The organism is Nostoc sp. CALU 1950, assembly GCF_051172895.1.
Lineage (GTDB): Bacteria > Cyanobacteriota > Cyanobacteriia > Cyanobacteriales > Nostocaceae > Nostoc > Nostoc edaphicum_A.
Genome location: NZ_JBDNJQ010000005.1, coordinates 19,532 through 45,221, shown reverse-complemented (window position 1 = coordinate 45,221; position 25,690 = coordinate 19,532). Strand labels below are relative to the sequence as shown.

At 41.4% G+C, this 25,690-nt stretch carries 27 protein-coding genes and 1 pseudogene; 7 read left to right on the top strand and 21 right to left on the bottom strand.

Annotation, left to right across the window (positions count from 1 at the left end):
• Positions 1–76 precede the first annotated feature (76 nt).
• Positions 77–1,216 carry an ATP-binding response regulator gene (locus ABF638_RS02735; RefSeq protein ID WP_435020044.1) on the bottom strand — a complete coding sequence of 380 codons (1,140 nt, stop codon included), beginning with the start codon at positions 1,214–1,216 and terminating at the stop codon, positions 77–79.
• A 390-nt stretch (positions 1,217–1,606) separates the two neighbouring features.
• On the opposite strand from ABF638_RS02735, the gene ABF638_RS02730 reads away from it, so the two are divergent.
• Entirely contained in the window at positions 1,607–3,178 is a 1,572-nt protein-coding gene (locus ABF638_RS02730; RefSeq protein ID WP_435020042.1) for an AAA-like domain-containing protein, read from the top strand.
• On the top strand, positions 3,178–5,193 hold the full coding sequence (locus ABF638_RS02725) for an AAA-like domain-containing protein (RefSeq protein ID WP_435020040.1): 2,016 nt from the start codon (positions 3,178–3,180) through the stop codon (positions 5,191–5,193). The genes ABF638_RS02730 and ABF638_RS02725 overlap by 1 nt, the downstream gene beginning before the upstream one ends.
• Positions 5,194–5,278: 85 nt before the next feature.
• On the opposite strand, the gene ABF638_RS02720 is transcribed toward ABF638_RS02725, so the two are convergent.
• From ABF638_RS02720 to groES, 13 genes and pseudogenes are all read right to left on the bottom strand, one after another.
• Positions 5,279–5,452, bottom strand: a complete 174-nt coding sequence (locus tag ABF638_RS02720; RefSeq protein ID WP_435020159.1) for a PIN domain-containing protein — start codon at positions 5,450–5,452, stop codon at positions 5,279–5,281.
• A gap of 196 nt (positions 5,453–5,648) precedes the next feature.
• On the bottom strand, positions 5,649–5,840 hold the full coding sequence (locus ABF638_RS02715) for a hypothetical protein (RefSeq protein ID WP_435020038.1): 192 nt from the start codon (positions 5,838–5,840) through the stop codon (positions 5,649–5,651).
• A 149-nt stretch (positions 5,841–5,989) separates the two neighbouring features.
• Positions 5,990–6,943, bottom strand: coding sequence for a transposase (locus tag ABF638_RS02710; RefSeq protein WP_435020036.1), 954 nt, complete (start codon positions 6,941–6,943; stop codon positions 5,990–5,992).
• A gap of 3 nt (positions 6,944–6,946) precedes the next feature.
• Positions 6,947–8,662, bottom strand: coding sequence for an urease subunit alpha (gene ureC, locus ABF638_RS02705; RefSeq protein WP_435020034.1), 1,716 nt, complete (start codon positions 8,660–8,662; stop codon positions 6,947–6,949).
• A gap of 61 nt (positions 8,663–8,723) precedes the next feature.
• The gene (locus tag ABF638_RS02700; protein WP_435020032.1) at positions 8,724–9,029 is read right to left on the bottom strand and encodes an urease subunit beta; all 306 of its coding nucleotides are present in this window, start codon (positions 9,027–9,029) and stop codon (positions 8,724–8,726) included.
• A gap of 15 nt (positions 9,030–9,044) precedes the next feature.
• Positions 9,045–9,347, bottom strand: a complete 303-nt coding sequence (gene ureA, locus ABF638_RS02695; RefSeq protein ID WP_292717587.1) for an urease subunit gamma — start codon at positions 9,345–9,347, stop codon at positions 9,045–9,047.
• A gap of 25 nt (positions 9,348–9,372) precedes the next feature.
• Positions 9,373–10,212, bottom strand: coding sequence for an urease accessory protein UreD (locus ABF638_RS02690; protein ID WP_435020030.1), 840 nt, complete (start codon positions 10,210–10,212; stop codon positions 9,373–9,375).
• 61 nt (positions 10,213–10,273) lie between these two features.
• On the bottom strand, positions 10,274–11,572 hold the full coding sequence (locus tag ABF638_RS02685; RefSeq protein WP_435020028.1) for a photosystem II assembly protein: 1,299 nt from the start codon (positions 11,570–11,572) through the stop codon (positions 10,274–10,276).
• On the bottom strand, positions 11,565–12,503 hold the full coding sequence (locus tag ABF638_RS02680) for a radical SAM protein (RefSeq protein WP_435020026.1): 939 nt from the start codon (positions 12,501–12,503) through the stop codon (positions 11,565–11,567). The genes ABF638_RS02685 and ABF638_RS02680 overlap by 8 nt, the downstream gene beginning before the upstream one ends.
• Before the next feature lie 66 nt (positions 12,504–12,569).
• Positions 12,570–12,890, bottom strand: coding sequence for a DUF4351 domain-containing protein (locus ABF638_RS02675; RefSeq protein ID WP_435020024.1), 321 nt, complete (start codon positions 12,888–12,890; stop codon positions 12,570–12,572).
• A gap of 20 nt (positions 12,891–12,910) precedes the next feature.
• Positions 12,911–13,171 (bottom strand): annotated as a pseudogene (locus ABF638_RS02670) (DUF4351 domain-containing protein); the annotation flags it as partial.
• A gap of 140 nt (positions 13,172–13,311) precedes the next feature.
• Complete coding sequence (gene groL / locus ABF638_RS02665; RefSeq protein ID WP_099099977.1) at positions 13,312–14,946, bottom strand: chaperonin GroEL; 1,635 nt, start codon at positions 14,944–14,946, stop codon at positions 13,312–13,314.
• A gap of 96 nt (positions 14,947–15,042) precedes the next feature.
• The gene (gene groES, locus ABF638_RS02660) at positions 15,043–15,354 is read right to left on the bottom strand and encodes a co-chaperone GroES (protein ID WP_094348596.1); all 312 of its coding nucleotides are present in this window, start codon (positions 15,352–15,354) and stop codon (positions 15,043–15,045) included.
• A gap of 1,129 nt (positions 15,355–16,483) precedes the next feature.
• Here groES and ABF638_RS02655 point away from each other — a divergent pair.
• The gene (locus tag ABF638_RS02655; protein WP_012407592.1) at positions 16,484–17,161 is read left to right on the top strand and encodes a response regulator transcription factor; all 678 of its coding nucleotides are present in this window, start codon (positions 16,484–16,486) and stop codon (positions 17,159–17,161) included.
• Between the two features lie 77 nt (positions 17,162–17,238).
• Here ABF638_RS02655 and ABF638_RS02650 read toward each other — a convergent pair whose 3' ends face one another.
• Positions 17,239–17,547: an NIL domain-containing protein gene (locus ABF638_RS02650; protein ID WP_435020021.1), complete on the bottom strand. Its 309-nt coding sequence runs from the start codon at positions 17,545–17,547 to the stop codon at positions 17,239–17,241.
• Between the two features lie 279 nt (positions 17,548–17,826).
• Here ABF638_RS02650 and ABF638_RS02645 point away from each other — a divergent pair, with 279 nt between their 5' ends.
• Positions 17,827–18,912 (top strand): WD40 repeat domain-containing protein, encoded by a 1,086-nt coding sequence (locus ABF638_RS02645; RefSeq protein WP_435020019.1) that lies wholly within the window; start codon positions 17,827–17,829, stop codon positions 18,910–18,912.
• Positions 18,913–18,936: 24 nt separating this feature from the next.
• Positions 18,937–19,083: a hypothetical protein gene (locus ABF638_RS02640; protein WP_435020017.1), complete on the top strand. Its 147-nt coding sequence runs from the start codon at positions 18,937–18,939 to the stop codon at positions 19,081–19,083.
• 327 nt (positions 19,084–19,410) lie between these two features.
• On the opposite strand, the gene ABF638_RS02635 is transcribed toward ABF638_RS02640, so the two are convergent.
• From ABF638_RS02635 to ABF638_RS02620, 4 genes are all read right to left on the bottom strand, one after another.
• Positions 19,411–19,779: a type II toxin-antitoxin system PemK/MazF family toxin gene (locus tag ABF638_RS02635; RefSeq protein ID WP_435020015.1), complete on the bottom strand. Its 369-nt coding sequence runs from the start codon at positions 19,777–19,779 to the stop codon at positions 19,411–19,413.
• The gene (locus ABF638_RS02630) at positions 19,773–20,003 is read right to left on the bottom strand and encodes a hypothetical protein (RefSeq protein WP_435020013.1); all 231 of its coding nucleotides are present in this window, start codon (positions 20,001–20,003) and stop codon (positions 19,773–19,775) included. Before ABF638_RS02630 ends, ABF638_RS02635 begins: the two co-directional genes overlap by 7 nt.
• A gap of 83 nt (positions 20,004–20,086) precedes the next feature.
• Complete coding sequence (asnS, locus tag ABF638_RS02625) at positions 20,087–21,478, bottom strand: asparagine--tRNA ligase (RefSeq protein ID WP_435020011.1); 1,392 nt, start codon at positions 21,476–21,478, stop codon at positions 20,087–20,089.
• A gap of 2 nt (positions 21,479–21,480) precedes the next feature.
• Complete coding sequence (locus ABF638_RS02620) at positions 21,481–21,843, bottom strand: hypothetical protein (RefSeq protein WP_435020009.1); 363 nt, start codon at positions 21,841–21,843, stop codon at positions 21,481–21,483.
• Positions 21,844–21,948: 105 nt separating this feature from the next.
• On the opposite strand from ABF638_RS02620, the gene ABF638_RS02615 reads away from it, so the two are divergent.
• Positions 21,949–22,227 (top strand): DUF6439 family protein, encoded by a 279-nt coding sequence (locus tag ABF638_RS02615; RefSeq protein WP_435020007.1) that lies wholly within the window; start codon positions 21,949–21,951, stop codon positions 22,225–22,227.
• Positions 22,228–22,298: 71 nt separating this feature from the next.
• On the opposite strand, the gene ABF638_RS02610 is transcribed toward ABF638_RS02615, so the two are convergent.
• The gene (locus tag ABF638_RS02610) at positions 22,299–22,748 is read right to left on the bottom strand and encodes an ATP-binding protein (protein ID WP_435020005.1); all 450 of its coding nucleotides are present in this window, start codon (positions 22,746–22,748) and stop codon (positions 22,299–22,301) included.
• A 390-nt stretch (positions 22,749–23,138) separates the two neighbouring features.
• Positions 23,139–24,545: a 23S rRNA (uracil(1939)-C(5))-methyltransferase RlmD gene (gene rlmD / locus ABF638_RS02605; protein WP_435020003.1), complete on the bottom strand. Its 1,407-nt coding sequence runs from the start codon at positions 24,543–24,545 to the stop codon at positions 23,139–23,141.
• 215 nt (positions 24,546–24,760) lie between these two features.
• Between rlmD and ABF638_RS02600 the strand changes: the two genes are divergently transcribed.
• On the top strand, positions 24,761–25,246 hold the full coding sequence (locus tag ABF638_RS02600) for an allophycocyanin subunit alpha-B (RefSeq protein WP_069074287.1): 486 nt from the start codon (positions 24,761–24,763) through the stop codon (positions 25,244–25,246).
• Positions 25,247–25,690 lie beyond the last annotated feature (444 nt).

The following is a 25,690-nucleotide window of genomic DNA, read 5'->3' as shown; positions in this document are numbered from 1 at the left end:
ATATTAGTCAGGTTATAAATTATGAATTATCAGGATAAATAACTCTAAAATTCATAATTTATAATTACTAATTTTTTCATGTTTTGCTGGGTAGAAGCACAATAAATACACTACCTTTACCCAACTCAGAATTAAGGAGAATTATGCCTTGATGTGCCTCGACAATTCGACGAGCAAGGTACAATCCTAAGCCACTACCAGAAGTTTTGTGGCTGCCTTGGCGAAATCGTTCAAAGATAGTGGCTTGTTCTTCAGTAGGAATACCTGGCCCAGTATCCGCTATCTCAATTCTAATGTAATCACCAGAATTGGATTTTCCAGATAACTGAGATTGACTACTGTTGTCGAACTGGCGTTGAGAAGTAAAACGAATAGTAATAGATCCAGAGTTGGTAAATTTGATTGCATTGCCTATGAGATTGGTGAATAGACGATGCAGTTCCAAGCGATCGCCCATCACTGTATTTGACTCTTCAGTAAAGTCCAAATTTAGGGACAGTGCTTTGTCTTGAGCTAGAGGTGATAATTCTCCCATCACTTCTTCTAGCAGTTGTTTCAGATTAACTGGTTGAAATGCCAAACTTTTGCGACCTGCTTCAAAGCGATAAACTTCCAATAAGGTATTCACCATAGAAAGCAGGTTCATATTACTACGGGCCATGATGGCAATTACTTCCTGCATTTGCGGTGATAATGTTCCCAACGCACCTTGCTGAAATAGCATTAACATGCGATCGGCCGCTACCAAGGGAGTGCGTAAGTCGTGGGTGAGGCGGGAGACAAAATCTTCTCGCTGACGAGCAATTTCATCACGTTCATCCATACTATGCTTCAAGCGCAGGAGCGATCGCACTCGTGCCAGCAATTCATCTACTGTTACAGGTTTGCGAATAAAATCATCAGCCCCTAAGTCTAATCCGTGGGCGACGTTGGGCGTATCGTGGGCAGTAATCAGCAATATGGGGATATATTGCGGCAATTTCATCTCTCCACGAATGTGCTTGGTGACTTCGTACCCGTCCATACCTGGCATCATCAGATCCAGTAGAACCAAGTCACAAGGAGAAGCTTTCAATTCTGCCAAGGCTGAAATACCATTTTCTGCGGTGCTAACTGTGTAACCTTCTTCCTCCAAAATAGTTTTGATCAAAAACACGTTATCAGGAGAGTCATCGACAACTAGAATTTTGTCAGAGCGAGAAGATTGTGAAGTCATATAGATGCAAGCTCAAGCTACGGGGTAAAAGTAAATTTTTAGGAAAACTGGTTTATTGGTATAGTTTTCTAGATATTCCCTTTAGATAAACTTCCTCCGAAGAAAAATTGTTTACCAAGAAATTCATATAAATATGTTTTAAAAACTACTTTACTTACCTTTTTAGCAGATAGCCACAAGCTAATTGAATTATGGCTCGTAAATTTCTAGAACTGAATACAGAGGATAGCGGCACAATTTTGGTATCAGTTTAGTAAATAGATATATCAGTAGGTCAGATATTGGCTACTGACGATTTACCTGTAAAAAAAGTAAAAATCAGCTTTGATGCTGTACATTGCAAGAAAATTATAGTCAAATTTGTCAAAATTTCTGGATATTGATTCGACTATGCCAACTTTGCCAGCAGCTAGCAAAAATGCCAGATTTTTCATCAGCTATCGCAGTCAAGATCCAGATTTGAGCCTGGCCCATAATTTTTATGAAGCTATTAAAACTGCTGGACACGAAGCATTTATGGCGGGTGAAAGCATTCGCTTAGGGGAAAAATGGCCTCAGCGCATTGATGAAGAATTAAAACTATGTGATTATTTTTTGTTGCTGTTGTCCGAGCGATCGGCAACTAGCGAGATGGTGACAGAAGAGGTGAGACAGGCTAAAGAGTTACGGGATGGCAGCGATCAGCATAAACCAGTGATCTTGCCAATTCGCGTTAACTTCCCTTGGAGTGCGCCACTGAATTACGATTTGCGGGGCTATTTACAACAGGTTCAGCAGCGAGAGTGGAATTCACCTGCCGATACTCCCAAAATTTTACAGGAAATTTTTAGTTTAGTGGCAATCGGTGATGTAGAAAAATTGGCAGATGGAGAGACGAGTAATGATTTTTTCCCTTCATCACCCTCTCACCCTCTCACTCTCTCACCGCCTCTGCCAGTGGCAGAACCAGAATTACCTGAAGGACAGGTGGATTTGGCTTCGGCGTTTTATATTGAGCGTCCTCCTATCGAATCTCGGTGCTACGAGGCAATTTTGAAGCCAGGATCTTTGATTCGGATCAAAGCGCCCCGACAGATGGGTAAAACCTCACTCATGGCGCGGATTCTTCATCAAGCGTCACAACAAGATTATCTAACTGTGCCTTTGAGCTTTCAATTGGCAGATGGAAAGGTTTTTGCAGATTTGGATAAGTTCCTTCAGTGGTTTTGTGCCAGTGTCGGACGGAGGTTGAGGCTACCCAACAAGTTAGCAGATTACTGGGATGTGATTTTTGGCAGTAAGGATAATTGCACCGCTTATTTCGAGGAGTATCTCTTACCAGAAATCAACCAACCCCTAGCATTGGGATTGGATGAAGTCGATCGGATATTTCAACATCCCGAAATTGCCGCAGACTTTTTTGGGCTGTTACGCGCTTGGCATGAAGATGCTAAAAACCGGGATATTTGGAAAAAACTGCGGTTGGTAGTAGTACATTCCACAGAAGTTTATATTCCAATGAATATCAATCAATCGCCATTTAATGTAGGCTTGCCGATTGAGTTACCAGAGTTTAACGCTCAACAGATTCTTGATTTGGCACGAAGGCATGGACTCAATTGGAGTTTTACCCAAGTTGAACAACTAATGGCAATGGTGGGAGGACATCCCTATCTTGTACGAGTGGCACTTTATCACGTTGCCAGGCAGGATACTACGCTAAATCTGCTATTACAAACAGCACCCACAGAAGCTGGCCCTTATAGCGACCATTTACGTCGGCATTTGTGGAATTTAGAACAGCGTCCAGAATTAGCTGCTGCTATCAAAAAGGTAGTTGCCAATACTAGCCCAGTTCGGTTGGATTCGATACAATGCTTTAAACTACTCAGTATGGGCTTATTACAACAGCAAGGAAATGATGTAACGCCACGTTGTAATTTGTATCGTCAGTATTTTTGCGATCGCTTGAGAGTTAGCTGATGAAAATAGAACAAAACCCAGCTTATGAATATCAAGTTGGTGGCAGTTTACCAGTTGATGCACCCAGTTATGTAAAGCGTCAAGCAGACCAAGATTTGTATGAGGGATTGAAGGCTGGAGAATTTTGTTATGTTTTGAACTCCAGACAGATGGGCAAGTCTAGTTTGCGAGTGCAAACAATGCAACGGCTACAAAAGGAAAACATAGCCTGTGCTGCAATTGATTTAATGAAAATTGGTAGCCAGAATCTTACACCAGAGCAATGGTATACAGGTGTAGTGCGTAGTTTGGTGAGTAGTTTCGAGCTTTCAGGAAAGTTTAATTTACGGAGTTGGTGGCGCGATCAAGATCATCTTTCTCCCGTACAGCGATTGAGTGAATTTATCGAAGAAGTTCTGCTAGTTGAAATTGCTCAACCTATAGTAATTTTTGTAGATGAAATAGATAGCGTTCTCAGCTTAAATTTTTCTAGTGATGACTTTTTTGCTTTAATTAGAGACTGCTATAACCAGCGTGCTGATAAGCCCGAATATAAGCGTCTCACTTTCACATTGCTGGGGGTGGCTACTCCATCAGATTTGATTAAAGATAAAAGCCGCACGCCGTTTAATGTTGGTCGAGCGATTGAACTCAAAGGTTTTCAGTTGCATGAAGTTCAACCTTTAGCTCAAGGATTAGTGGGGAAAGTTAGCAATCTCCAAGTACTGCTACAAGAGGTTTTGGCTTGGACGGGTGGACAACCATTTCTTACCCAAAAACTTTGCAAACTGATTCCTGCTGGTATAGAAGTTGAGGAAGTTGAAGAATTGGTGCGATCGCGCATCATCGAAAATTGGGAATCACAGGATGAGCCGGAGCATTTGAGGACGATACGCGATCGCATTCTTAGGGATGAACAACGTGCCAAACGTTTACTAGAGTTGTATAAGCAAATTTTGCAATTGGGGAAAGTAGTAGCTGATAACAGTTCAGAAAAAATGGAATTGCGGCTATCTGGTTTAGTGGTACAGCAGCAAGGGAAGTTAAGAGTCTATAACAGTATTTATGAATCTGTTTTTGACCAGAGTTGGGTTAATAAAGCATTAGCAGATTTGCGTCCTTATGCTGAAGCTCTGACAGCCTGGATTACTTCCAGGGATGACTCATGGCTATTACGCGGACAAGCATTGGAAGATGCATCAGCATGGGTAGCAGACAGAAGCTTGAGCAATGAGGATTATCAGTTTTTAGATGCAAGCCAAAAATTGGGAAGGCGAAAAATTTTCAGGGAACTTAACCTACAAGGAGCCGAACAAATAAAGAAAGAGTTTTTAGCCAATATTTCCCATGAACTTCGTACTCCCCTTAATGCCACGATAGGTTTCTTGAAGCTGATTTTAGATGGTATGGCAGACAATCAGGAGGAGCAAAAACAGTTTTTGGAGGAAGCTCACCAATCATCCCTATATTTGCTAAATATTATCAATGACATGCTAGATATTGCCAAAATTGAAGCAGGCAAAATGGAGATGGAACTGGGAGCAATCAAGCTGAATGAACTATTCAGTGATGTAGAAAATTCCATGCGCCCTGATGCTGAGGTAAGAAACCTCAGTTTCCTTATGCAAATGCCTGATACCTACGATGAAATTATTGTCCGAGGTGATTATCAACGCCTAAAGCAAGTGATGCTAAATCTAGTTGGCAACGCCATCAAATTTACCCATCAAGGCGGTATAGTTGTCAAGAGCTATGTAGTTAGCAAAAAGGTAATATCTCAAGATCAGCAGTTTCCTGGTATGGTGACAGTGGAGATCGCAGACACTGGTATCGGTGTTTCCCTAGAAAAACTAGACAAACTGTTTCAATTGTTCAGCCGTGTCGATGATTACCCTACTCAGAAATACCGTGGTACAGGTTTGGGACTAGCAATATCCCAAAGACTCATAGAGTCAATGGCAGGCACTTTGAATTTTTACAGCCTGGGTGAAGGACTGGGTTCCACAGTCACATTTACTGTACCGCTATACCAATAACCTATGATTATTTAGCCGTGAATTCAAGAATTCAGCAAAGTTATAAATAAACAATGTTTTATTTATAACTTTGCGATAGCTCTCATTACACAATTTGTACCGACTGAGTATTAATTTCTGTTAAATTAGCCAACCTTACATCATTTGTAAACAATGTTGCATTTAGAAATTTTGCAGTTGCTACAATTATTGCATCAGGAAGCCTAAATCTATATTGTTTGCGAAATGCAATTGTTAAATTCTTAATATTATTATCAATACCAACAACTATAATTTTATTTAAAAAATCAATAATTTGTGTTTCTTCTTCTAGACTGAGACTCGGATAAGATAAGATAGTAATTCAATCTCAGTAATCACTGAAATAAAATATTGTCCTGATGGTAGTTGGTTTACCAAACGACCACCCAAAAAATACAAGACTATATTTGTATCTAATAAAATTAAAGGTTGTGTCAACACCACTCATCCCTAATTTGCTGCTGATATTCCAAAGGGTCTTGAGTCAGTTGAATTACACCCGCATACTGGTTTAAATTAAACTCTTGTTTTTGTTGTGATTGATGAGCTTCTAATATCTTCTCAATTTGCTGCCAGTCCTGATAATCAATCAACACTGCTACCGGATGTATGGTTTCATCAGTCACAATTTTTTTCTTAAAAGGTAGCATGATTTTCTATATCAGATACAACGTTTTACTATTTGATCGTAACTCCAAAACAAAAAATTGATGAGGGCAATGTTACTCTCATCTTTAAGAGCGATATCGGGTAACAAGCCGCTCGATACCTACGCTCATTGCCCAGAGGTGAGACTATCCAAGACTTGCTGAAATTCTGCTGTGGAAGGAATTGCGATCGCACTTTTGAAAAGCATTTTTAGCACAGATGGTTCTTCTATCCCATTGATAAATTCGACAATAGAGCTTGGCACTTCTCCAAACCGCGTTTCTAGAACTGTAATAATGCTTTCTCTCGCATTTTCGACAATTCCTTCTTCTTTTGCTAGCCTTTCAATACTAGTTACGTACCGCATTCTATCTGCCTCCTCGTAACTTCTTACTTCTGTTTTAAAACTAAGTGCCAACTCTTTTGGCAAAACCATTATCCAGTCGATAAACCGAAATAATTCCCGAATATCTTCCCGGCTATATCCCCGTTCGTACAACCGTCTGACTAGGCTTAGTTTCCACTGTAGCCGATTTTCTGGGTTTCGTTGCGTTGCCTTGGTCTTGAGATGCGCCATCACAATTACACCAAAGGGGTTGGTTGTTTGCTCTAGGGTTTCCCACCCTTGCTCATAGTCCAACAGTTTCGCCACAGGAAACTCTAAGCTGACGCGACATCCGCCCAGTTGATAGCTGTAGCTAGAAGGCCGCCAATTCGCTTGTTCATCTGCTAAAACTGCTAAACTAATGACTCGCTTTTTATGGCGGTCAAACAAGCGGTAATTATATGTGTAAATCCGTTCGGCAAATTGGCTGTCATATTGCCCTTGGACTTCCACATGAACCAATACCCAAGCTTCCTCTCCATCCAGTAGCCAAACTTTTGCGACTTTATCAACCAAACGCCGCCCAATTTCTGCATCCGGTTCTAGCTGTTGGAGTTCCGTGTCCAGAAATTCATAAGGTCGCGTCCAGTCGATTTCGGCAAAAGCTTGCGTGAAAAAGAATTCTAGAAAGCGGGGAAAATATAGTTCAATGACTTCTTTCCAAGGACTATCGTAATCAGTAAGTTGCTCAGTCATGAATTAAAACAAAAAGTACCTCTGTGCCATTGGTAAAACTGTCGCAGGTTCACAAATCAGCAACTCACCATCTGCCCTGACTTGGTATGTTTCTGGATCTACTTCAATGTGGGGTAGTGCATCATTCAGCTTCATATCCCGCTTACTCAATTGGCGTGTCCCAGAAACTGCAACTGCTGACTTTTGTAAACCTAGCTGGCTGGGAATTTCTTTCTCTAAAGCTGCTTGGGAAACAAAAGTTAATGATGTGGCATGACGCGCACCTGCAAAACTACCAAACATGGGTCGCATATAGACTGGTTGTGGTGTGGGAATACTGGCGTTAGCATCGCCCATTTGCGACCATGCAATCATTCCGCCTTTAATCACTATCTCTGGTTTCACACCAAAAAATGCCGGACGCCACAAACATAAATCTGCTAATTTTCCTTCTTCCACTGAACCCACATATTGAGCAATTCCGTGAGCGATCGCAGGGTTAATTGTATACTTAGCAACATACCTTTTTGCACGAAAATTATCTGCTTTTTGCTCACTTCCTTGTGGGTTAAGAGTTCCCCGTTGCACCTTCATTTTGTGAGATGTCTGCCAGGTGCGAATTATCACTTCGCCTACCCTTCCCATTGCCTGGGAGTCGGAAGAAATCATGCTGAATGCGCCTAAGTCGTGCAAAATATCTTCAGCAGCAATGGTTTCTCGGCGGATGCGAGATTCGGCAAAAGCAACATCTTCAGCGATCGCAGGATCAAGATGATGGCATACCATCAACATATCCAGGTGTTCGTCTAAGGTGTTGAGGGTATAAGGACGTGTGGGATTAGTGGAAGATGGCAGAACGTTGGCTTGGCTGCAAACTTTGATGATATCTGGTGCGTGTCCTCCGCCTGCGCCTTCGGTGTGGTAGGTGTGGATAGTACGGTTCTTGAAAGCAGCGATCGTATCTTCGACAAATCCGGCTTCGTTCAGGGTATCAGTATGAATAGCTACTTGCACATCATAAGCATCGGCAACGCTGAGGCAAGTATCAATTGCTGCGGGTGTGGTTCCCCAGTCTTCATGAAGCTTTAACCCCATTGCACCGGCATTTACTTGTTCTACAAGTCCTTGGGGCTTACTAGCATTACCTTTGCCCATAAATCCTAAGTTGACGGGAAAAGCATCAGCAGCTTGCAACATTCGGTAAATATTCCAAGGGCCGGGGGTGCAGGTAGTAGCGTTTGTACCCGTAGCTGGGCCAGTACCGCCGCCGATCATGGTGGTAATACCGGAAGCGATCGCAACTTCAATCTGCTGAGGACAAATAAAATGAATATGGGCATCAATACCGCCAGCAGTGAGAATCATTCCTTCACCAGCTAAGGCTTCGGTTCCGGGGCCGATAATAATATCTACATTATTTTGAATATAAGGATTTCCGGCTTTACCAATTTTGAAAATCTTGCCATCTTTAATGCCGATATCCGCTTTGACAATACCCCACCAATCGAGAATTAAGGCATTAGTAATAACTAAATCTACAGCACCATCGGCGTTAGAAATGGGGGATTGTCCCATTCCATCGCGGATGACTTTACCGCCGCCGAATTTTACTTCGTCGCCGTAGGTGGTGAAATCTTGTTCAACTTCAATAAATAATTCTGTGTCTGCAAGTCGGATGCGATCGCCTACTGTTGGGCCATAAGTTTCGGCGTAGGCGCGGCGATCCATTCTGTAACTCATATAAGATCCTTTTTTTAACGCAAAGGGACGCTGAGGGAAGCGCAGAGGTACGCGGAGGTTTTTAGAGGTTTCCGTTGATTTTGGCGTTGAAGCCGTAGACTTGGCGAGTACCAACTAGGGGGATTAGAGTTATTTCTTTTTCGTCGCCTGGTTCAAAGCGGACTGCGGTTCCTGCGGGGATATCGAGGCGCATTCCTCGCGCTTTTTCCCTGTCGAAATTTAAGGCTGTGTTGACTTCATAAAAGTGATAATGGGAACCGACTTGTATGGGGCGATCGCCTGTATTTGACACTTGCAATTTTATAGTTGGACGACCAACATTTAGTTCAATTTCACCTGCTGGTGTGATAATTTCGCCAGGAATCATATATAAATTAAAAAATTAACGAATTGGATTATGTACTGTCACTAACTTTGTGCCATCAGGAAAAGTTGCTTCTACCTGCACTTCATCCACCATTTCTGGTATCCCTTCCATAACATCATCCCGCGTCAATAGAGTTGTACCATAACTCATTAATTCAGCTACAGTTTGCCCATCTCTTGCACCTTCTAAAATGGCAGCAGAAATATAAGCGATCGCTTCGGGATAATTCAGTTTTAAACCCCTTCCTTTACGTCTTTCTGCTAATAAAGCAGCTGTGAAAATTAATAGCTTATCTTTTTCCTGCGGCGTAAGTTGCATTCGTACTTCCTCCCCTGTGGTTCATTCAAATCTGCCACACTCTTGGTATACAATTACCACGATTCAAAAAAGAAACTCGCAGCATCTGCCAAACATCAATAAACCACTTTCTCACCTCAGATGTAGAAGCACCGCGATATCGACACAATAATCCATGTTGTAATCGGCTAACACCCACTTCTCCTTCCCCATGCCATAAATTTCGCGTTTTTTCGACAATTTCTGCTGAAACTGCACCACCAACCCAAACTAGACTACCTACGATTGGTTTTCCAGCCAAGCCGTGGGGACTGTGAAAAATGTCTTCGCTACCGGGTAAGTATTGCCGATCAATCCACAAAGGAACATCTTGTTGCCAAATTTCCGTGTGCGATCGCCATTCCCCTTGCAAGAATTTTTCTCCTCTAGCACTGCGACCAAATCGGGTAATTTCCCAGCCTAACCAACTGGCCCCGGTTGCTAATTCTACCCGTAAATCTTGCCGATAAATCGCGTCGTTAAATAAAATTGTCTCTTGCGGCAACCACTCCAAACAAGCGCCAGCATCAACTTGCATTTGGATGGTTTGTCTAGCTTGTAAGCCATTGTTGCGGTATATCTTGCTTGCAGCCGCCGTGGTGATTAAGGCTTGGGCTTGAGGTTGGAGGTGGATGCTAGAGGATAAGCGATCACCTCCCACCATTCCCCCAGCCGTGTGTAAAATTACGCTATGACAAACTTTTTCCCCTTCTGGATAGAATGGCCGTTGTACCTTCAGAGGCGCTTGTTGGTGATTGTAAATTAATTGAGTTTTACCCTGGCGATCGGCATAGACTAAATTAAGTTTGCCATGCCAACCTTCTGCTATTTGCGGATTACAGGTCATTTATAAATTCAAGATTCAAGTTCACATACCTTATATTTCTTTAATATATTCTCTGCTACTTTCACTGCAATTTATCATGATTTTTCGCCAAGATTACATAATCATCTAATGTATAGCATGACTGATGCTTCTGACCAAAATACTGTTGGAGTATTGGACTCATATATAGTTGTTTTGGTAATTTTTCTCGAGCGAATTTACCAAATTCAGCACCGGATAAAGATGTTCTTGAACCTGTTGAGGTTAGATATTTATACCAGACCAACTCTAATCCAAGTTCTGCCAGAAATTTATCCACTACATTTTTTTCTTGTTCTTGGTTTTCAATTTGGTAAGCATCGTAAATTTTGAATAATTTCTTATCTTGTACAATTAGTAAAATATAGCCGGAAATTTTTAAGCTAGTGGCAAATATTTGCTTGTAAGTATTATGAGCTTCAACCCTCTTGGCTTTATCTATAAAGAAGCAGTGGGAAATTACGATAAAGTCGAAAAAGTCTTTGGGTAGATTATTCGATTGAGTTTTCCAATTAAAAATATCAGTAGTAACAAAGCGAAAATAAGCATTCACCGTGGTTAAACGTGACTCTATATATCGTCGCCAGAACTGAAGTCCACGAAACTGGAAGGCATCTTGTTTTTCTAAAGAGTAGTAAGATATATGCATTTGTGGGATATGAAAGAAACCGCTACTACTTTGGAGAAATAAAGCTAAACCATAAGCAACTGTTCCTGGGCCTGCTGCAATATCAAGGATATTAACCTTACTTGGTAGTAAACCATCCTGGTAAATGAGAAACCAAGCTAAATATATACAATATACATTTTCTAAAAAATACTTCATAAAGTAGACATGAGGAGTTAGACTAAAACGATAGTCCGGGTCTTGTCCAATTTTTAAGTTATTAATATCTTCAAGAGCATCTTCTAGCTTAACAAATAACTGTTTGTCAGGAATCTTACTAAATTCTTCTTTAAGATATTCAACTAAACTTGATTCAAAGTCATCAAATATACGTTCATCAATACCAGTAGATTGCAGTTTATATTCATCGTGCTGTATTAAATTAAAAACTTTATAGATATATTTAACAAATTCCTCATCTGGGATTAATATGAGATCATCTTTTTGCTGGGATGCTTCTGTTATTTGTTTACTTAAAGTTTCTGTTTGTCGTTTGTATTCTTGGGAATAACGTTCAAGTTGAAGTTTATCCGTAAATAGTTTTTCTAACCATGAGAATCTTGCACCTGACTTTTGAATCTCTTGCAATAGTTGGACTGCACGTCGGATATCGCCACGTTTTAAAGATGATTTAAACTGCTGACTTCGCCACCAATTTACGATAGGATTATTCATAACCAAATCCCTCTTTACCTTCCATAATTTCTACACCTGGAAGTTGAGAAACTAACTTTTCCTTAAATTTCATATAGCTTAATTTCTCATCTTCATACCACCAAGAGTATTTTTGCTTAATTTCTTCAGCTTCTTGGCGAGTTGATGCTATGAGAGAACGAGTCTGACTAGCATGAAAAGCTTGAATTACAATCCTATCGGCGATGGCTAGTTTTTCAATAAAAGCAGCTTCATCAGTTGCTAAAGTAGGAAGTAAAGGAGTAATAGTGATAGAAATTTTAGGAAGAAAACCTTTGTAATAATCAATACTTTTTTTTATTTTAGTGATAGCATTTAGTCTAGCTTTAATACTGGGCGATCGCGGTTCAAAATCCTTTCTCACTAATTCGCTTCCTGTAGGAATGCTCATATTAATTCGCAATCGCTTAAATCGTTGTAAATAATCAATATCTCTAGTAATAATTGGGCTACGAGTTTGAATCACCAAAGTTGGAGTTGGATAACCATCATCCCTCACATCAAGCATTACATTTAACAACCGATGAGTCAGTTGATGTTTAGACTCAAGTGGTTGATAAGGATCAGTAACGCTACTCATGTATATTCTAGGAGGAATATAGGGATTTTTTGCATACCATTTTTTTAATTCTTTCGCTAAAACTTCAGCAGCATTTTCCTTAATAATCACCCATTTACCCCAATCTTCGCGCATTTTAGCATTAGGGCTAAATGCAGCAGCATAGCAATAACTACAACCGTATTGACATCCCCTGTAAGGATTTAGAGTAAAATCATAATCACCAATAAATCCGGTAGCTTTTGTTAAGAGAGATTTCGCATTTTGTACATAAACATTAACATCTCCAAACTTTTCTTTGACTAACTTGGTAGGAATGCATTCGCAATAACCTTCATATTTTGATTGTGCCATGTGAATCCTGATATTTCTTGAGAGTGAATTAACGCACCCTACTTCTTATGATTACCATTTTTATTTTTAAATAACTTCTCCAAGATGTACGCTAGTGCGATAGGCCATATAGACAAAACCACTCTCATCACAAAAGCGCTGATATAATTCTTGAAAATTATCAATAAGCTGTTCGTATGCCAAGCCTTTACGCGGAAGGTAAGAAACACTCATTGCTCGTGATGTAGCGCGTAAGTTATTAGAAACACAGTACTGTTCAGCAGATAAATTCCGAACCTGCTCAACTAATGATCCATCAATATCACTAAAACGCCGTTTAAGCTGACGAATAATCAATTTAAACGCTTCTTTTTGAACGATATCTTGATAAATTACAGATTCTTTCATAGTATACTTCTGCAAAAATTTTAGTCCTTCTCCTGCTGCTCTAACCAAGTTACCAAATCAGCAACTTCCGAAAAATCCAACAATGCCTCTCCCAAATTTTCTAACTGTTCAGCAGATAAATTCCGAACCTGCTCAACTAATGATCCATCAATATCACCAAAACGCCGTTTAAGTAGACGACTAATCAATTTAAACGCTTCCTTTTGAACGATATCTTGATAAATTACAGACTCTTTCATAATATCCTCCCGCAAAAATTGCCGAACCAAATCCTTTTCAAACTACCCCAAGCAACCAACGCACAAAATCAGTCGGGTACTGTTCTGACTTTTCACGGTACTCTTCCTCTTCTTTTGACACAAAAAAACAGCCGCCTCCACAAGGGAAGCAGCTATTTTTAAACTTATGTAACTACAAAGTATTAGTAATCGAAGTCGCCGCCGCCAGCACCAGCGCCAGCAGGGGCGCCATCCTTAGGCTCAGGCTTGTCAACTATAATACATTCGGTTGTCAACACCATACCAGCGATGGAAGCAGCGTTTTGCAGAGCAGAACGAGTCACTTTCGCAGGGTCAACAATACCAGCCTCTAACAAATCGACGAATTCGTTTGTTGCAGCGTTGTAGCCAACGTTGAATTCTTTCTCTTTCACGCGTTCAGCGATCACAGCACCATTCTGACCGGCGTTTTCAGCAATCCGCTTCAGAGGTGCAGGTAAGGCGCGAACGACAATCAACGCACCAATCAACTCTTCATCTTTAAGATTGCTCTTTGCCCAAACTTCCAATTCAGGAGCAAGGTGAGCCAGAGTTGTACCACCGCCAGGAACAATACCTTCTTCCACAGCAGCTTTGGTAGCGTTGATAGCGTCTTCTAGGCGCAACTTCTTGTCTTTCATTTCGGTTTCGGTTGCTGCACCAACTTTCACTACAGCAACACCACCAGAGAGTTTAGCAAGACGCTCTTGTAATTTCTCTTTGTCGTAAGAAGATTCGGTTTCATCGATTTGACGACGAATCTGTTCTACACGAGCCTTAACAGCAGCTTCGTTACCTTCGGCAACAATTGTGGTGCTGTCCTTGGTGATGGTGATCCGGCGAGCTTTACCCAGGCTATCCAGCTTGGTGTTATCTAGCTTCAGACCAGCATCTTCGGTGATTAGTTGACCACCAGTTAAAACAGCAATGTCTTCTAGTAGTGCTTTGCGGCGATCGCCAAAGCCAGGAGCCTTAACAGCAGCCACGTTGAGTACACCGCGCAAACGGTTTACAACCAAGGTTGCCAAAGCTTCTTTTTCAATATCTTCGGCGATAATCACCAAAGGACGACCAGCACGAGCTACTTGCTCTAACACTGGTACAAGGTCTTGTACCAAAGCGATTTTCTTATCGGTCAGCAGTATGAAAGGCTCATCAAAAACCGCTTCCATCCGCTCAGGGTCGGTAGCGAAATATGGAGAGATGTAGCCTTTATCAAAGCGCATCCCTTCAGTGATTTCCAACTCGGTGAACATAGATTTCCCTTCTTCTAGGGAAATTACGCCTTCCTTACCCACCTTGTCCATTGCTTGGGCAATCATCTGACCGACTTCTTCGTCATTACCAGCCGAGATCGCACCAACTTGGGCAATGGCTTTGGAATCTTCCACTGGACGGGCGTGTTCTTTGATTTTGTCTACCAAAAAGGCAGTAGCTTTATCAATACCACGCTTCAGGGAAATTGCGTTAGCACCAGCTGCAACGTTCCGCAAGCCTTCTTTGACGATCGCATGAGCTAAAACGGTAGCAGTGGTAGTACCATCGCCCGCAGCATCATTGGTCTTAGAAGCAGCTTGACGAATCAGAGCTACACCAGTGTTTTCAATATGGTCTTCTAATTCGATTTCTTTGGCGATCGTTACACCGTCATTGACGATTTGCGGTGCGCCAAATTTCTTTTCTAGAACTACGTTACGACCTTTGGGGCCAAGGGTAACAGCTACAGCCTCAGCCAGGATGTCAATGCCTCGTTCCAAGGCGCGACGGGCGTTTTCGTTGTAGATAATGCGCTTTGCCATAATTTCTTCTTAGTTGTCCTTTGTCTTTTGTTTTTCGTCATTTGTCATTTGTCCTTTGTCATTGGCTAATGACTAATGACCAATGACTAATGACGACTAAATAACAACTGCTAAAATATCTTTTTCAGAAAGCAGTACATATTCTTCAGTGCCGAGCTTGATGTCAGTGCCGGCGTACTTAGAGTACAGCACCTTATCGCCGACTTTAATTTCCAATTCCTGACGGTTTCCATCGTCATTACGCTTGCCAGGGCCAAGGGCCACTACTTCCCCTACTTGGGGCTTTTCCTTGGCGGTATCGGGCAAATACAGACCACCTGCGGTCTTTTCCTCAGAGGCGCTCACTTTTACGAAAACGCGATCGCCTAAAGGTTTAACTGTAGAAACGCTTAGAGATAAAGCAGCCATAATTTATTTTCTCCAGAGTTTAGCACTCTCAACTCCTGAGTGCTAATTTACCGAAAAGTGGCGTCCAATGGCAAGAATGCCTTGAGTACGGGTTCCCGAACTAGAGAGTCATAGATATACTTAAGTATAAATGCTTAATTATTTCTACCTTTCAGGTTTTGTTCTGTAAGTTACGAAGAGAGTAGGGAGTAGGGAGTTAGGAGTAGGGAGTTAAGAGTTATGAGAATTCTTCCCCATTCCCCACTCCCCATTCCCTGTTCACCACTCCCCAGTCAACTTTATTTGCAAAGCTTGCAAATTGTTATAGAACTGTAATCAGGGAGCCGCTCAATAAGTAACAATACAGTGACAGTGATCCAGTCCAGCCATCAAATCCCCAAAACTACTAAGTCTCTGGAACATAAGACCCTGAGTAATTATGTAGAAAGTTTAGGACTTGCAAAAATTCAGCAGCACATTTTTATTTGCACTGACCAGACAATTGCTGCTCAAAACGAGCTAGTCTGGAATTCTGGGATTACTTAAAAAAGCGACTTAAAGAGTTAAAACTTGATGAGCCGCAAGAAAGTATCCCATTTGTGTCTATAAAACTAAAGCCAGCTGCTTGCGTGTTTCTTGTTCTAGACCCATAATGGTGGTTTACCATGATGGTGTCTGGTATCGCCAAGCAAACCTGGAAGTTACCCTGCGGATCATCCGAGAACACTAAATAGGCAATAAGGTGGTAGAAAAGTACGCGTTTTCAAACCATCCTTTGCCAGAAACTTCCCTAGTTTCTTGTGAACACCTCATAGAGGCTTAACAACCAAAAGATATGGTATAGCAGTAAGCTTTAAGAAAGTGCGGGTTGGTTTTGAGGTAGGGTCATCTTTAAGCCAATACTTACTTGTGAGTCCGAAAGATTATTATTTAATCAGTGTTTTTTACCCCGCCCCTTTCAAAGCGATATATAATAGCGCATTATAGATACTACTGCTATACGTATCCTTGCTGGACTTTTGCTATCTAGCTACTAGTCTATTGAAAGTGCTCGGCATTTTTGAGACTTCGAGACAGCAAAGGCAAGTTAAGTAGGAAAAAGGACAACATCTCGAATAACCCACATAGAGGATAAATATTCAAGACTTTGATGGACCGAAGCGCGACAAGTGCCACTGCTATGAAAGAGCCCAGCATGAAAGATCACAAACGACTTCTATTGATTGATGATGACCCTAACCTCATCTTGCTGGTGAAGGATTACTTGGAATTCCGGGGATATGAAGTTATCACCGCTGAAAATGGACGTGAAGCTCTGGAAATTTTAGAGCAAGATGTTCCAGACATGATCATCTGCGATGTGATGATGCCGGAAATGGACGGATATACTTTTGTGGAACAAGTCCGGCAAAACGAACGCACCAGCTGGATTCCGGTTCTTTTCCTTTCAGCTAAGGGACAAAGTGCAGACCGAGTTAAGGGTCTGAATAAAGGTGCTGATGTTTATATGGTCAAGCCCTTTGAGCCAGAAGAACTCGTAGCGCAAGTTGAATCCTCGCTGAAACAAACTATCCGTTGGAAAGAACACCAAGCAAAAGGAGGCGAAAACGGCTCCCGTATCCAGGTTCCCTTCGATGTGCAATTAACCCCAACTGAACTGAAAGTAGTTCAGTTTGTTGCTAGGGGTTTAGCTAACCGGGAAATTGCTGAAGAACTAAATGTTAGTCAGCGCACGGTTGAAAGCCATGTGTCCAATATGTTGGGCAAAACCAATCTCCATAACCGCACTGAACTAGCGCGGTGGGCGATTGAAAATCAAATGGCCTAAACTCAGTACCGAGTGTTGAGTGCTGAGTGCTGAGTGTTTTTGACTCAGCACTCATAACTCAGGACTCAGCACTCAATTTACCAACCATCTTCTTCAGGGCTGGATTGGTGCAAAACTTCTAAATCCAGTTCATCTAGGTAAGTTAAGGCACTTTCAATCTGGGAAGCAGTACCTCGGAGTTCCAGATCAAAGCAGCTATATTGTGGCACGTTTGCGCTTACCTGAGCATCAGCAATAATGACTGTTACCCCATAGTGAGAAACCAGCCGTGATATGACTGGTTCCTCATGCAAGTCTTTAGGAATGCGAACTTGGATACGAGTTTGGGTGCGTCTATTATCTAAAATATCAGTATTAGATTTTACTTGTTTATTTGGAATTGCCATTCTAGCTTCCTACTCGACTTCTGGGATGAGGGTTTTACTTTACACAATTCTTTTAACACTAGCGTCACTTATCCCACCCAGGCAAGCAAGAAAGTATTTGCCTTGGCAACCATTAATCTAGATGTAGTAAATGTGAAGAATTGCTCATAATTAGTCAATTCTGAGGTTAATTATTATTCTTTAGTGATTTTAGAGCAGATTTAATATAGCCAATCTGTAGGGTTACAACAATTGTTGTAACCCTAATTTATTGTTTATGAAATTTAATAAAGTAACGTGATGAGAGAACACGACCTAGTTTCTTCTTCTAGTCCAGCAATACAGGGATTAGAGGGCATTAGATATCGTTTGCGCTGTGCTTCTACAAAAGAAAAAGTGGATGCTCTTTTAGAAGCATTTCAATATGGGCACAAAGGAATTAATTTAGTAATCCAGGCGTTGGGCGATGGCGTCAGAGAAGTGCGGGAATCAGCTTTGCTGTTATTGTTCTACAGCAGCGAAGCTACTGCTGAACAAGCCCTATGGAATTATCTGCCCTTTGCAAAAATGCAATGCCTACATACCTTGACGGAATTTAATCTAGATTGCTACAAACCTGAACAACATCATCCATATTATTTTGCGATCACAGACTACAATAACACCCTTATTTGCTACTGGGATCTATCTTATAAGCAATCTTTCGTTAATATTTGGCATTTGGAAACAGGTCAAAGTAAGAAAGATTTTGATCTGGCGATGGCTCACGAATTTGGTTTAGGCAAAAGCGGGAAAGTATGTATCATTAGCTTTCAGCACTTTCTCTGGCCATTAGATACAGAAACACAAGAGCCAATTGGCACTTATCCCGATTACCTTATGAATACTGTTCAAACTGCTCCTCATTGCTTGGCTGTCTGCTCAACTAAGCAGCCATTGCTTGCCACTGGCTATACTGTGGGGAAAACAGGAGAGCTAGAGATTTGGGATTATGAAACCTATACTCGTCGCTTCCATCATCAATTTCAGGATTGGGCTTTAGTACCTCTTGGGAATTTGCCTTTGGGTAACTATATATCACCCCTTTTCTTCACTCCTGATGGAAAACTATTGGTTGCATATTTCAAGCAGAGATTGCAGAATCAGCTACACCTCTGGAATACCGAAACAGGAGAACTTATTCAAACATTGGATAATCTACCTCCTATGACAGTGAATGGACTTGCAAATCGCTTTGATGGGCAAATTTTGGCTTGCGGAATCCGGGAAAAAAAGGTGTGTGTCTGGGAATTGATCGGCGATCACATTCTCCATACATCTTCGGGTGTTGCTCCTTGCCTTGTAAGTTCAGATGGTAGAGTTTTAATCTACTGTACAGACAACTAAGAAATAGTTGTTTGGGATTTGGCAATGAACAGAAAATTATGTACATTGCAGGGGCATATAGCACCAATTGCTTATGTTGCCATGAGTAGCGACCGTAACTTCATTGCTAGTTATAGCATTGATAGAACAATTAAAATTTGGGGAGTGCCAGAGTCCCTTAAATACTTGTAGCGACCTGTAAATAACGTCCGAAGTTAAAACACATTATTTACAAATAACTGGTAGTTTATCCAAGAAAAATCTTATGGAGAATTAACTAACATATTTTCAGGATATCAGGGTCACAAGAACAGATGTTAACAGCTTTTATCAAATAGTTTATTACACTTAATTGGTATTAACCCAAGTAGCCAAAGCAGTTGAAGCAATTAGCGATCGCCAGTCATGAATATTTCCAATACCCGTTATAAATTGCACGAGTCGCTCAAAAACCAACTCAAAAACAGCATGGGGAACGGTTCATCAACACACAAATAATGTAATAATACCTAATATTTATCAATCATTATTATTGTTCATAATCCTTAAGCCAAGGATAGTACACAAAGCTATTGCCAAGTTCCCTAAATAACTATTATCCAAATGACCAATCACTCTAATAATTCTTGATTTATCAACAACCCGAATTTGCTCACACAGCACAACAGAATCTTGGCTTAAACCACCGATTCCAGTAGGTACGAACACATGAGAGGCTAAAATAGCACGTCTAATTTTTGAGGTGAATGGTGCGATAATGGTATGGGGACTAACAGAATTTGCCCGATCAATTTGCACTACGACGACAGGTCTAATGCCTGCTTGTTCTGTACCAATAACAAGATTTAGATCACACAAAACTACATCTCCTCTTGAGATATCTACCACTGGATTTCTCCACGCGTCAAGCGTTCTTCATAATCTTCTAAATTAGATAAATATTCTGAAAAATCTGATTCTACTATTTCTAACGACTCGCTAAACTGAAGCCATAGTTCCCAGTTCTTACCGCTATGCTTTATTAATAGGAAGTCGATAAAATCACTTACTTCCTCAACTAAAGCTTCTGGCATTTGCCGGATTTTACCAATGGTTTGGTCTTGTATGCTCATGATAAATATGTTCAGTTTGATTTCTCTTTATCCACAAAAGTCAAAAACCTGGCGATTAGAAATGGCCAGGTCTAAAATTTAAACTAAAATTCAGCACTTTGTGGTGTACGCGGAAACGGAATCACATCACGAATATTTCCCATACCCGTCATAAATTGTACAAGTCGTTCAAAACCCAACCCAAAACCCGCATGGGGAACAGTACCATAACGACGCAAATCAAGATACCACCACAAGTCTTCTGGGTTTAATCCTTGCGCTAATACACGGCGTTCTAATACTTCTAAACGTTCTTCCCTCTGGGAACCGCCGACAATTTCGCCAATTTTGGGTGCGAGAATATCCATTGCGCGGACGGTTTTTTCATCGTCGTTCAAGCGCATATAAAAAGCTTTGATTTGCGCTGGATAATCTGTAACGATCGCAGGCTTTTTAAATAATTGTTCAGCTAGGTAGCGTTCGTGTTCTGATTGTAAATCTAAACCCCAACTTACTGGATATTCAAATTTAACATCAGCTTTTTCTAAAAGTTTGATGGCTTCTGTGTAAGTTAACCGTTCAAACTGATTATTAATAATATTTTCGGCTGTTGCCAGCACGGATTTATCAATGCGTTCATTGAAAAATTCCATATCTTCTGGGCAAGTTTCCAACACATATTTAAAAATGTGTTTGAGAAACGCCTCAGCTAAATCCATATCGCCTTCTAAGTCACAAAAAGCCATTTCTGGCTCAACCATCCAAAATTCTGCTAAGTGGCGGGAGGTGTTGGAATTTTCTGCACGGAAGGTAGGGCCAAAGGTGTAAACGTTAGAAAACGCCATCGCCATCACTTCCGCTTCCAACTGGCCGCTAACTGTTAAATATGTGGGTTTAGCAAAAAAATCTTGGCTGTAATCTACTGCTTGATTTTCTGTGCGGGGAACGTTCTTTAAATCCAAACTGGTAACGCTAAACAGTTCACCCGCGCCTTCGCAGTCGCTAGCAGTGATGATGGGTGTGTGTACCCACAAAAAGCCTCTTTCTTGGAAAAATTGGTGAATTGCTGCTGAACAAGCATTCCTGACGCGGAAAACTGCACCAAAAGAATTAGTCCGCGATCGCAAATGTCCAATGGTTCGCAGAAACTCAAAGGAATGGCGTTTCTTTTGCAGGGGATATGTATCGGGATCAGCTTCGCCGTAAACTTTTATAGACTCGGCTTTCAACTCAATTCGCTGTCCTTTACCAAGAGAAGCCACTAGTACCCCTGTGGCTTCCACAGCAGCACCCGTATTCAATTTTTTCAAGATAGCTTCGTAATCTGGCAAATCCTGATTGATGACGACTTGCAAATTAGCTAGTGATGAGCCGTCATTGACTTCAATAAAAGCAAACCCTTTAGATTCGCGTTTCGTCCGCACCCAGCCTTGCACTTGGAGGGATTCATCAGGTTGGCCACTTCGCAATATTTCTGCAATCCGTCGATTTACCATATTTACCCAGCATAAGACTTTAATATCCAGCCTATGATAACGCCCATTCCACCAAAGCGGACGACTTGCCAGAAAGGTTTTTTGAGGCTACGCCAAGAAAATAGCTGGCTTTCTAAGTTTAGTTCTAGCATTTCCAACTGCCGTTGAATTTGCCGTAACTCTGCTTTGATTTCTGGTGTCTGATATTTATTGTGCTTTAGTTGATCGCGGCGCTGTTGCCATTGTGCCTGTTGTTGGCGATCGCGTTGCACTTGATCGTAACGTTCTTTTAAGGACAGGAGCGATCGCTCTACTTCCTCTAGTTCTTGTTCAAAATCTGGTTCTGGAGTTTCCCCTGGCGGTTGTGATTGTTTAGACGGCTTCATGTACAAGTAGTAAACTAAGATTAAAGGCGAGTCTGCCAATAGTCAAAATTAAAACTATGAGTTTTTGACTCAGCACTCAATACTCAGCACTCAGCACTCATAATTATGTCCCAATCTACCCAGCTGTCTCAAACCAGTCAACTGAATGAACTTAGTACTCTGGAACTAGCTCAAGCCCTGATGGAAAGACTGAGTATTTCCCCTAACGATTGGCATCGCCTCAAGTCTAACCGCAATTCCCGTGCTAATGAACAAGTGGCAGCAGCTATTGTGTATCTTTTAAAGAATCAGCCACAAGAAGCTCAAGCTAGATTAGAACAAGCAATTGGTTGGTTAGATCGCTCTATTTCTGCGCCTCCCTGTCCAACTCACGGAAAAAGCTAAAAGTTAGGAGTGAGGAGTTAAAAGTTTTAAATTCTTAACTCCTAACTTCTAACTCCTAACTCCAAAATACCTTACCGTCGCAGAGATAATCCGCGGCGATTTTCCATTTGTTTACAAAGCCTCAATTCTGTGCCTTTGCGGTTCCACTCTACCTGATCAAAAATTTGATGCAGAAGACATAAACCACGACCATTTTCTGACTCATCTGGTGGAAGATAGTCTGTTGGTTCTTCATTACTTGTAGATGAGGGAGTAAAGCCACTACCCTGGTCTGATATTATCCACCAATATTGATTATCTATTAAGGAAAAACGAACTACAACTGTTTTACTGGGATCAAGATTATTTCCATGTTTAGCTGCATTTACTAGGGCTTCTTGAAGTCCTAACCGCAGTTCTGCTTGTAATTTTACTGGAATTTCTGCCAGCAATAAATCTAATATGGGACAAAGGTAGAGGGTTGAGGCAAAACTAATAGTGCCCCAATAACGTCCAACTGGACGGAGTGAAATAGTAATCACAAGAGAAACCCCATAGCTTTCAGTTAGCTAGACATCAGTTTGCTATTACAGGCACCCTGATAAAACTTGAGGTGGTCATGCTGCCTTCAAACTTGCGTCTTTAAAACTAAATTTTGAAAATGCTAGGGAGCATTGGCTCTATAGTATGAGTTGGGATTATTCAGATATATGGCGGCTGGAATAACTTTGATAATGAAGTCAGCAAATTAAAAAGATGCTGTTAAGTTTAAAGAGCATTTGTATACTCTAGTTAGTTGCCGATTTTTCATTTACACAATCCACTTCATATTTTTAAGAACCTATGCAACTTGAATTTATTTAAACAAAATGAATTTCTATTTTTGGATTAATTCAATTCTAGCATCTTTGGTATGCACTAAACTACAAATTTCAAATTTCAGTTTTTTTAAAGGAATTACTACCCTGGTCTAAATGTGATAGCACAAGAAAGGCAGCAGCTTCAACATGAGCCGTTTGAGGAAAAAAATCGGCAGGTTGCACCCGTGTGATAGTATATAGCCCGTCTTGACAAAGTAATTTCAGGTCGCGGGCGAGGGTGGCTACTTTACAGCTGACGTAAACGATCCGAGATGGTTTCAATTGCCGTAAAGTGTCGATGACAGCGCGATCGCACCCTTTACGTGGCGGATCGAGTATTACTACTTCTGGTATTGTGCCCATTTTTGGAAGCAATTTCTCTACTGCTCCGACTTGGAATGTCACATTATCAATTCCGTTGTGGTGGGCATTCAAAATAGCTTGTTCTACTGCTGCTGATTGCACTTCTAATCCTGTAGCAATACGGACTTTTTTGGCGAGGGGTAAAGTTAAAGTCCCAATACCACAGTAGGCATCAACTAGCAACTCATGCCCTTGAAGATTGAGTTCTGATTGAATTACCTGCAATAGTGCCTCTGCTGTTTCTGTATACACTTGGAAAAATGTATCTGGGCGTACTTGAAATTCCAGTCCAGCAAAATTTTCACGCAGGTGGGGGACTCCAGCGATGCAACGGGTTTCTGATCCAAAGATAGCATTTGTGCGATCGCCATTGCGATTGAGCGACACTCCCACTAACTGCGGATAACGCTTTAACCATTCCTGGGCTTGGGTTTCAATTCCTGATAAATTCCAGTCTTTCACCACCAAAGTCAGCAACATTTCCCCAGTGTGTCGGCCAATGCGTAAACTGAGATGACGAATTTTTCCTTGGTGACGCTGTTCGTCATAAATTTGCCAACCTTGCTGTTGAATATCCTGCTTAACTTCGGCAAGTAAGGGATTTAATCGCGCATCTTGGACTGGACATTGATTTAAGTTAATTAATTGGTGACTACCTTTTTGATAGTAACCAGCCTGTACATGTCCTGTTGCCGATGTGCCTAGAGGATATGTAGATTTGTTACGGTAGCCCAAAGCAGAAGGGGCAGCGAGTACCGGATCTACTGGTGGTTGAACAAAACCGCCAATGCGCTCTATTGCTTGGATAACTTGATTTTGCTTGGCTGCTAGCTGGTAATCATAACTAATATGCTGCCACTGGCAACCACCGCACTTATCCGCCACAATACAGCTAGGTCTAATCCGATGTGGGGATGGTTCTAATAGCTGCTGGAGCTTCCCGTGGCCGTATTTGGGTTTAACATGTACTAAGCGGACAATGGCGCGATCGCCTGGAAGAGTATCTGGGACAAACACAACACGCTCATCAGCGCGTCCCACACCATCGCCTGTATCACTCAGATTAGCGATCGTAACTTCAATTAATTCACCCTGTTGCCAAATTATTTTATTCATTAGTCATTAGTCATTGGTCATTGGTCATTAGTCATTGGGATCAGGTGACAGGTGATAGGGAATAATCTTTACCCTGTAACCTGTTACCTATTCCCTTCTTCAGTCCCCACACCCCTAAATAGATAAATTCAATACATAACTAGCTCCGATCCCTTCACTTGTGTACCTCCAACTCGCTAAACTAACAGATAATATTTCAGGTGATTTCAATCATCATGACTGTAATTAGCCAAGTTATTCTCAAAGCCGACGACGAACTGCGTTATCCCAGCAGTGGCGAACTTAAAAATATCAAAGACTTTTTGCAAACCGGCGTACAACGGACGCGGATTGCGGCTACCTTAGCCGAAAATGAAAAAAAGATAGTTCAGGAAGCAACCAAACAACTTTGGCAGAACCGTCCTGAGTTTATCTCCCCTGGTGGCAATGCTTACGGAGAACGCCAACGCTCTCTATGTATCCGTGATTTTGGCTGGTACTTACGCCTAATTACTTATGGTGTGCTTGCCGGTGATAAAGAGCCAATTGAAAAAATCGGTTTGATTGGTGTGCGGGAAATGTACAATTCATTGGGCGTTCCCGTGCCTGGAATGGTAACAGCGATCAATTGCCTCAAAACAGCCTCTCTTAGCTTACTGAGTGCGGAAGACGCTGCTCAAGCAGCACCCTACTTTGATTACATCATTCAAGCGATGTCTTAATACAAAGTGTGTGCTGGTTCTAGGAATATACTTCCGATCTACTAGAGTGAGTGCAAAATATTAGCACTCGATAGGCATAAGATCCCCAATTTGATCATACCTTCCCCACATTTGGTAGTGGCTGTGGCAAAATCTCTGTCAAGTTACGAACCAGTTGTGGGGAAATTTGATAGATATGGGCATTCGGCATGGGGTATGGGGCATAGGGCATAGGGCATTTTACTAATGACTAATGACCAATGACCAATGACAAATACAAAAAACCGACAGTCCTTGATTAAGGCTGTCGGCAATTTAAGTGTGTTCCCTATTAATGACTCGGCTAGAGTTCAGTTGTCATTAATTATGCTTAGTTAGCGATCGCAAAGAGACGATCCGAATCATCGATATGTGTGATTCTCGTCACTTGATTGTTACATCTAAACTGCATATACCCGAATAATC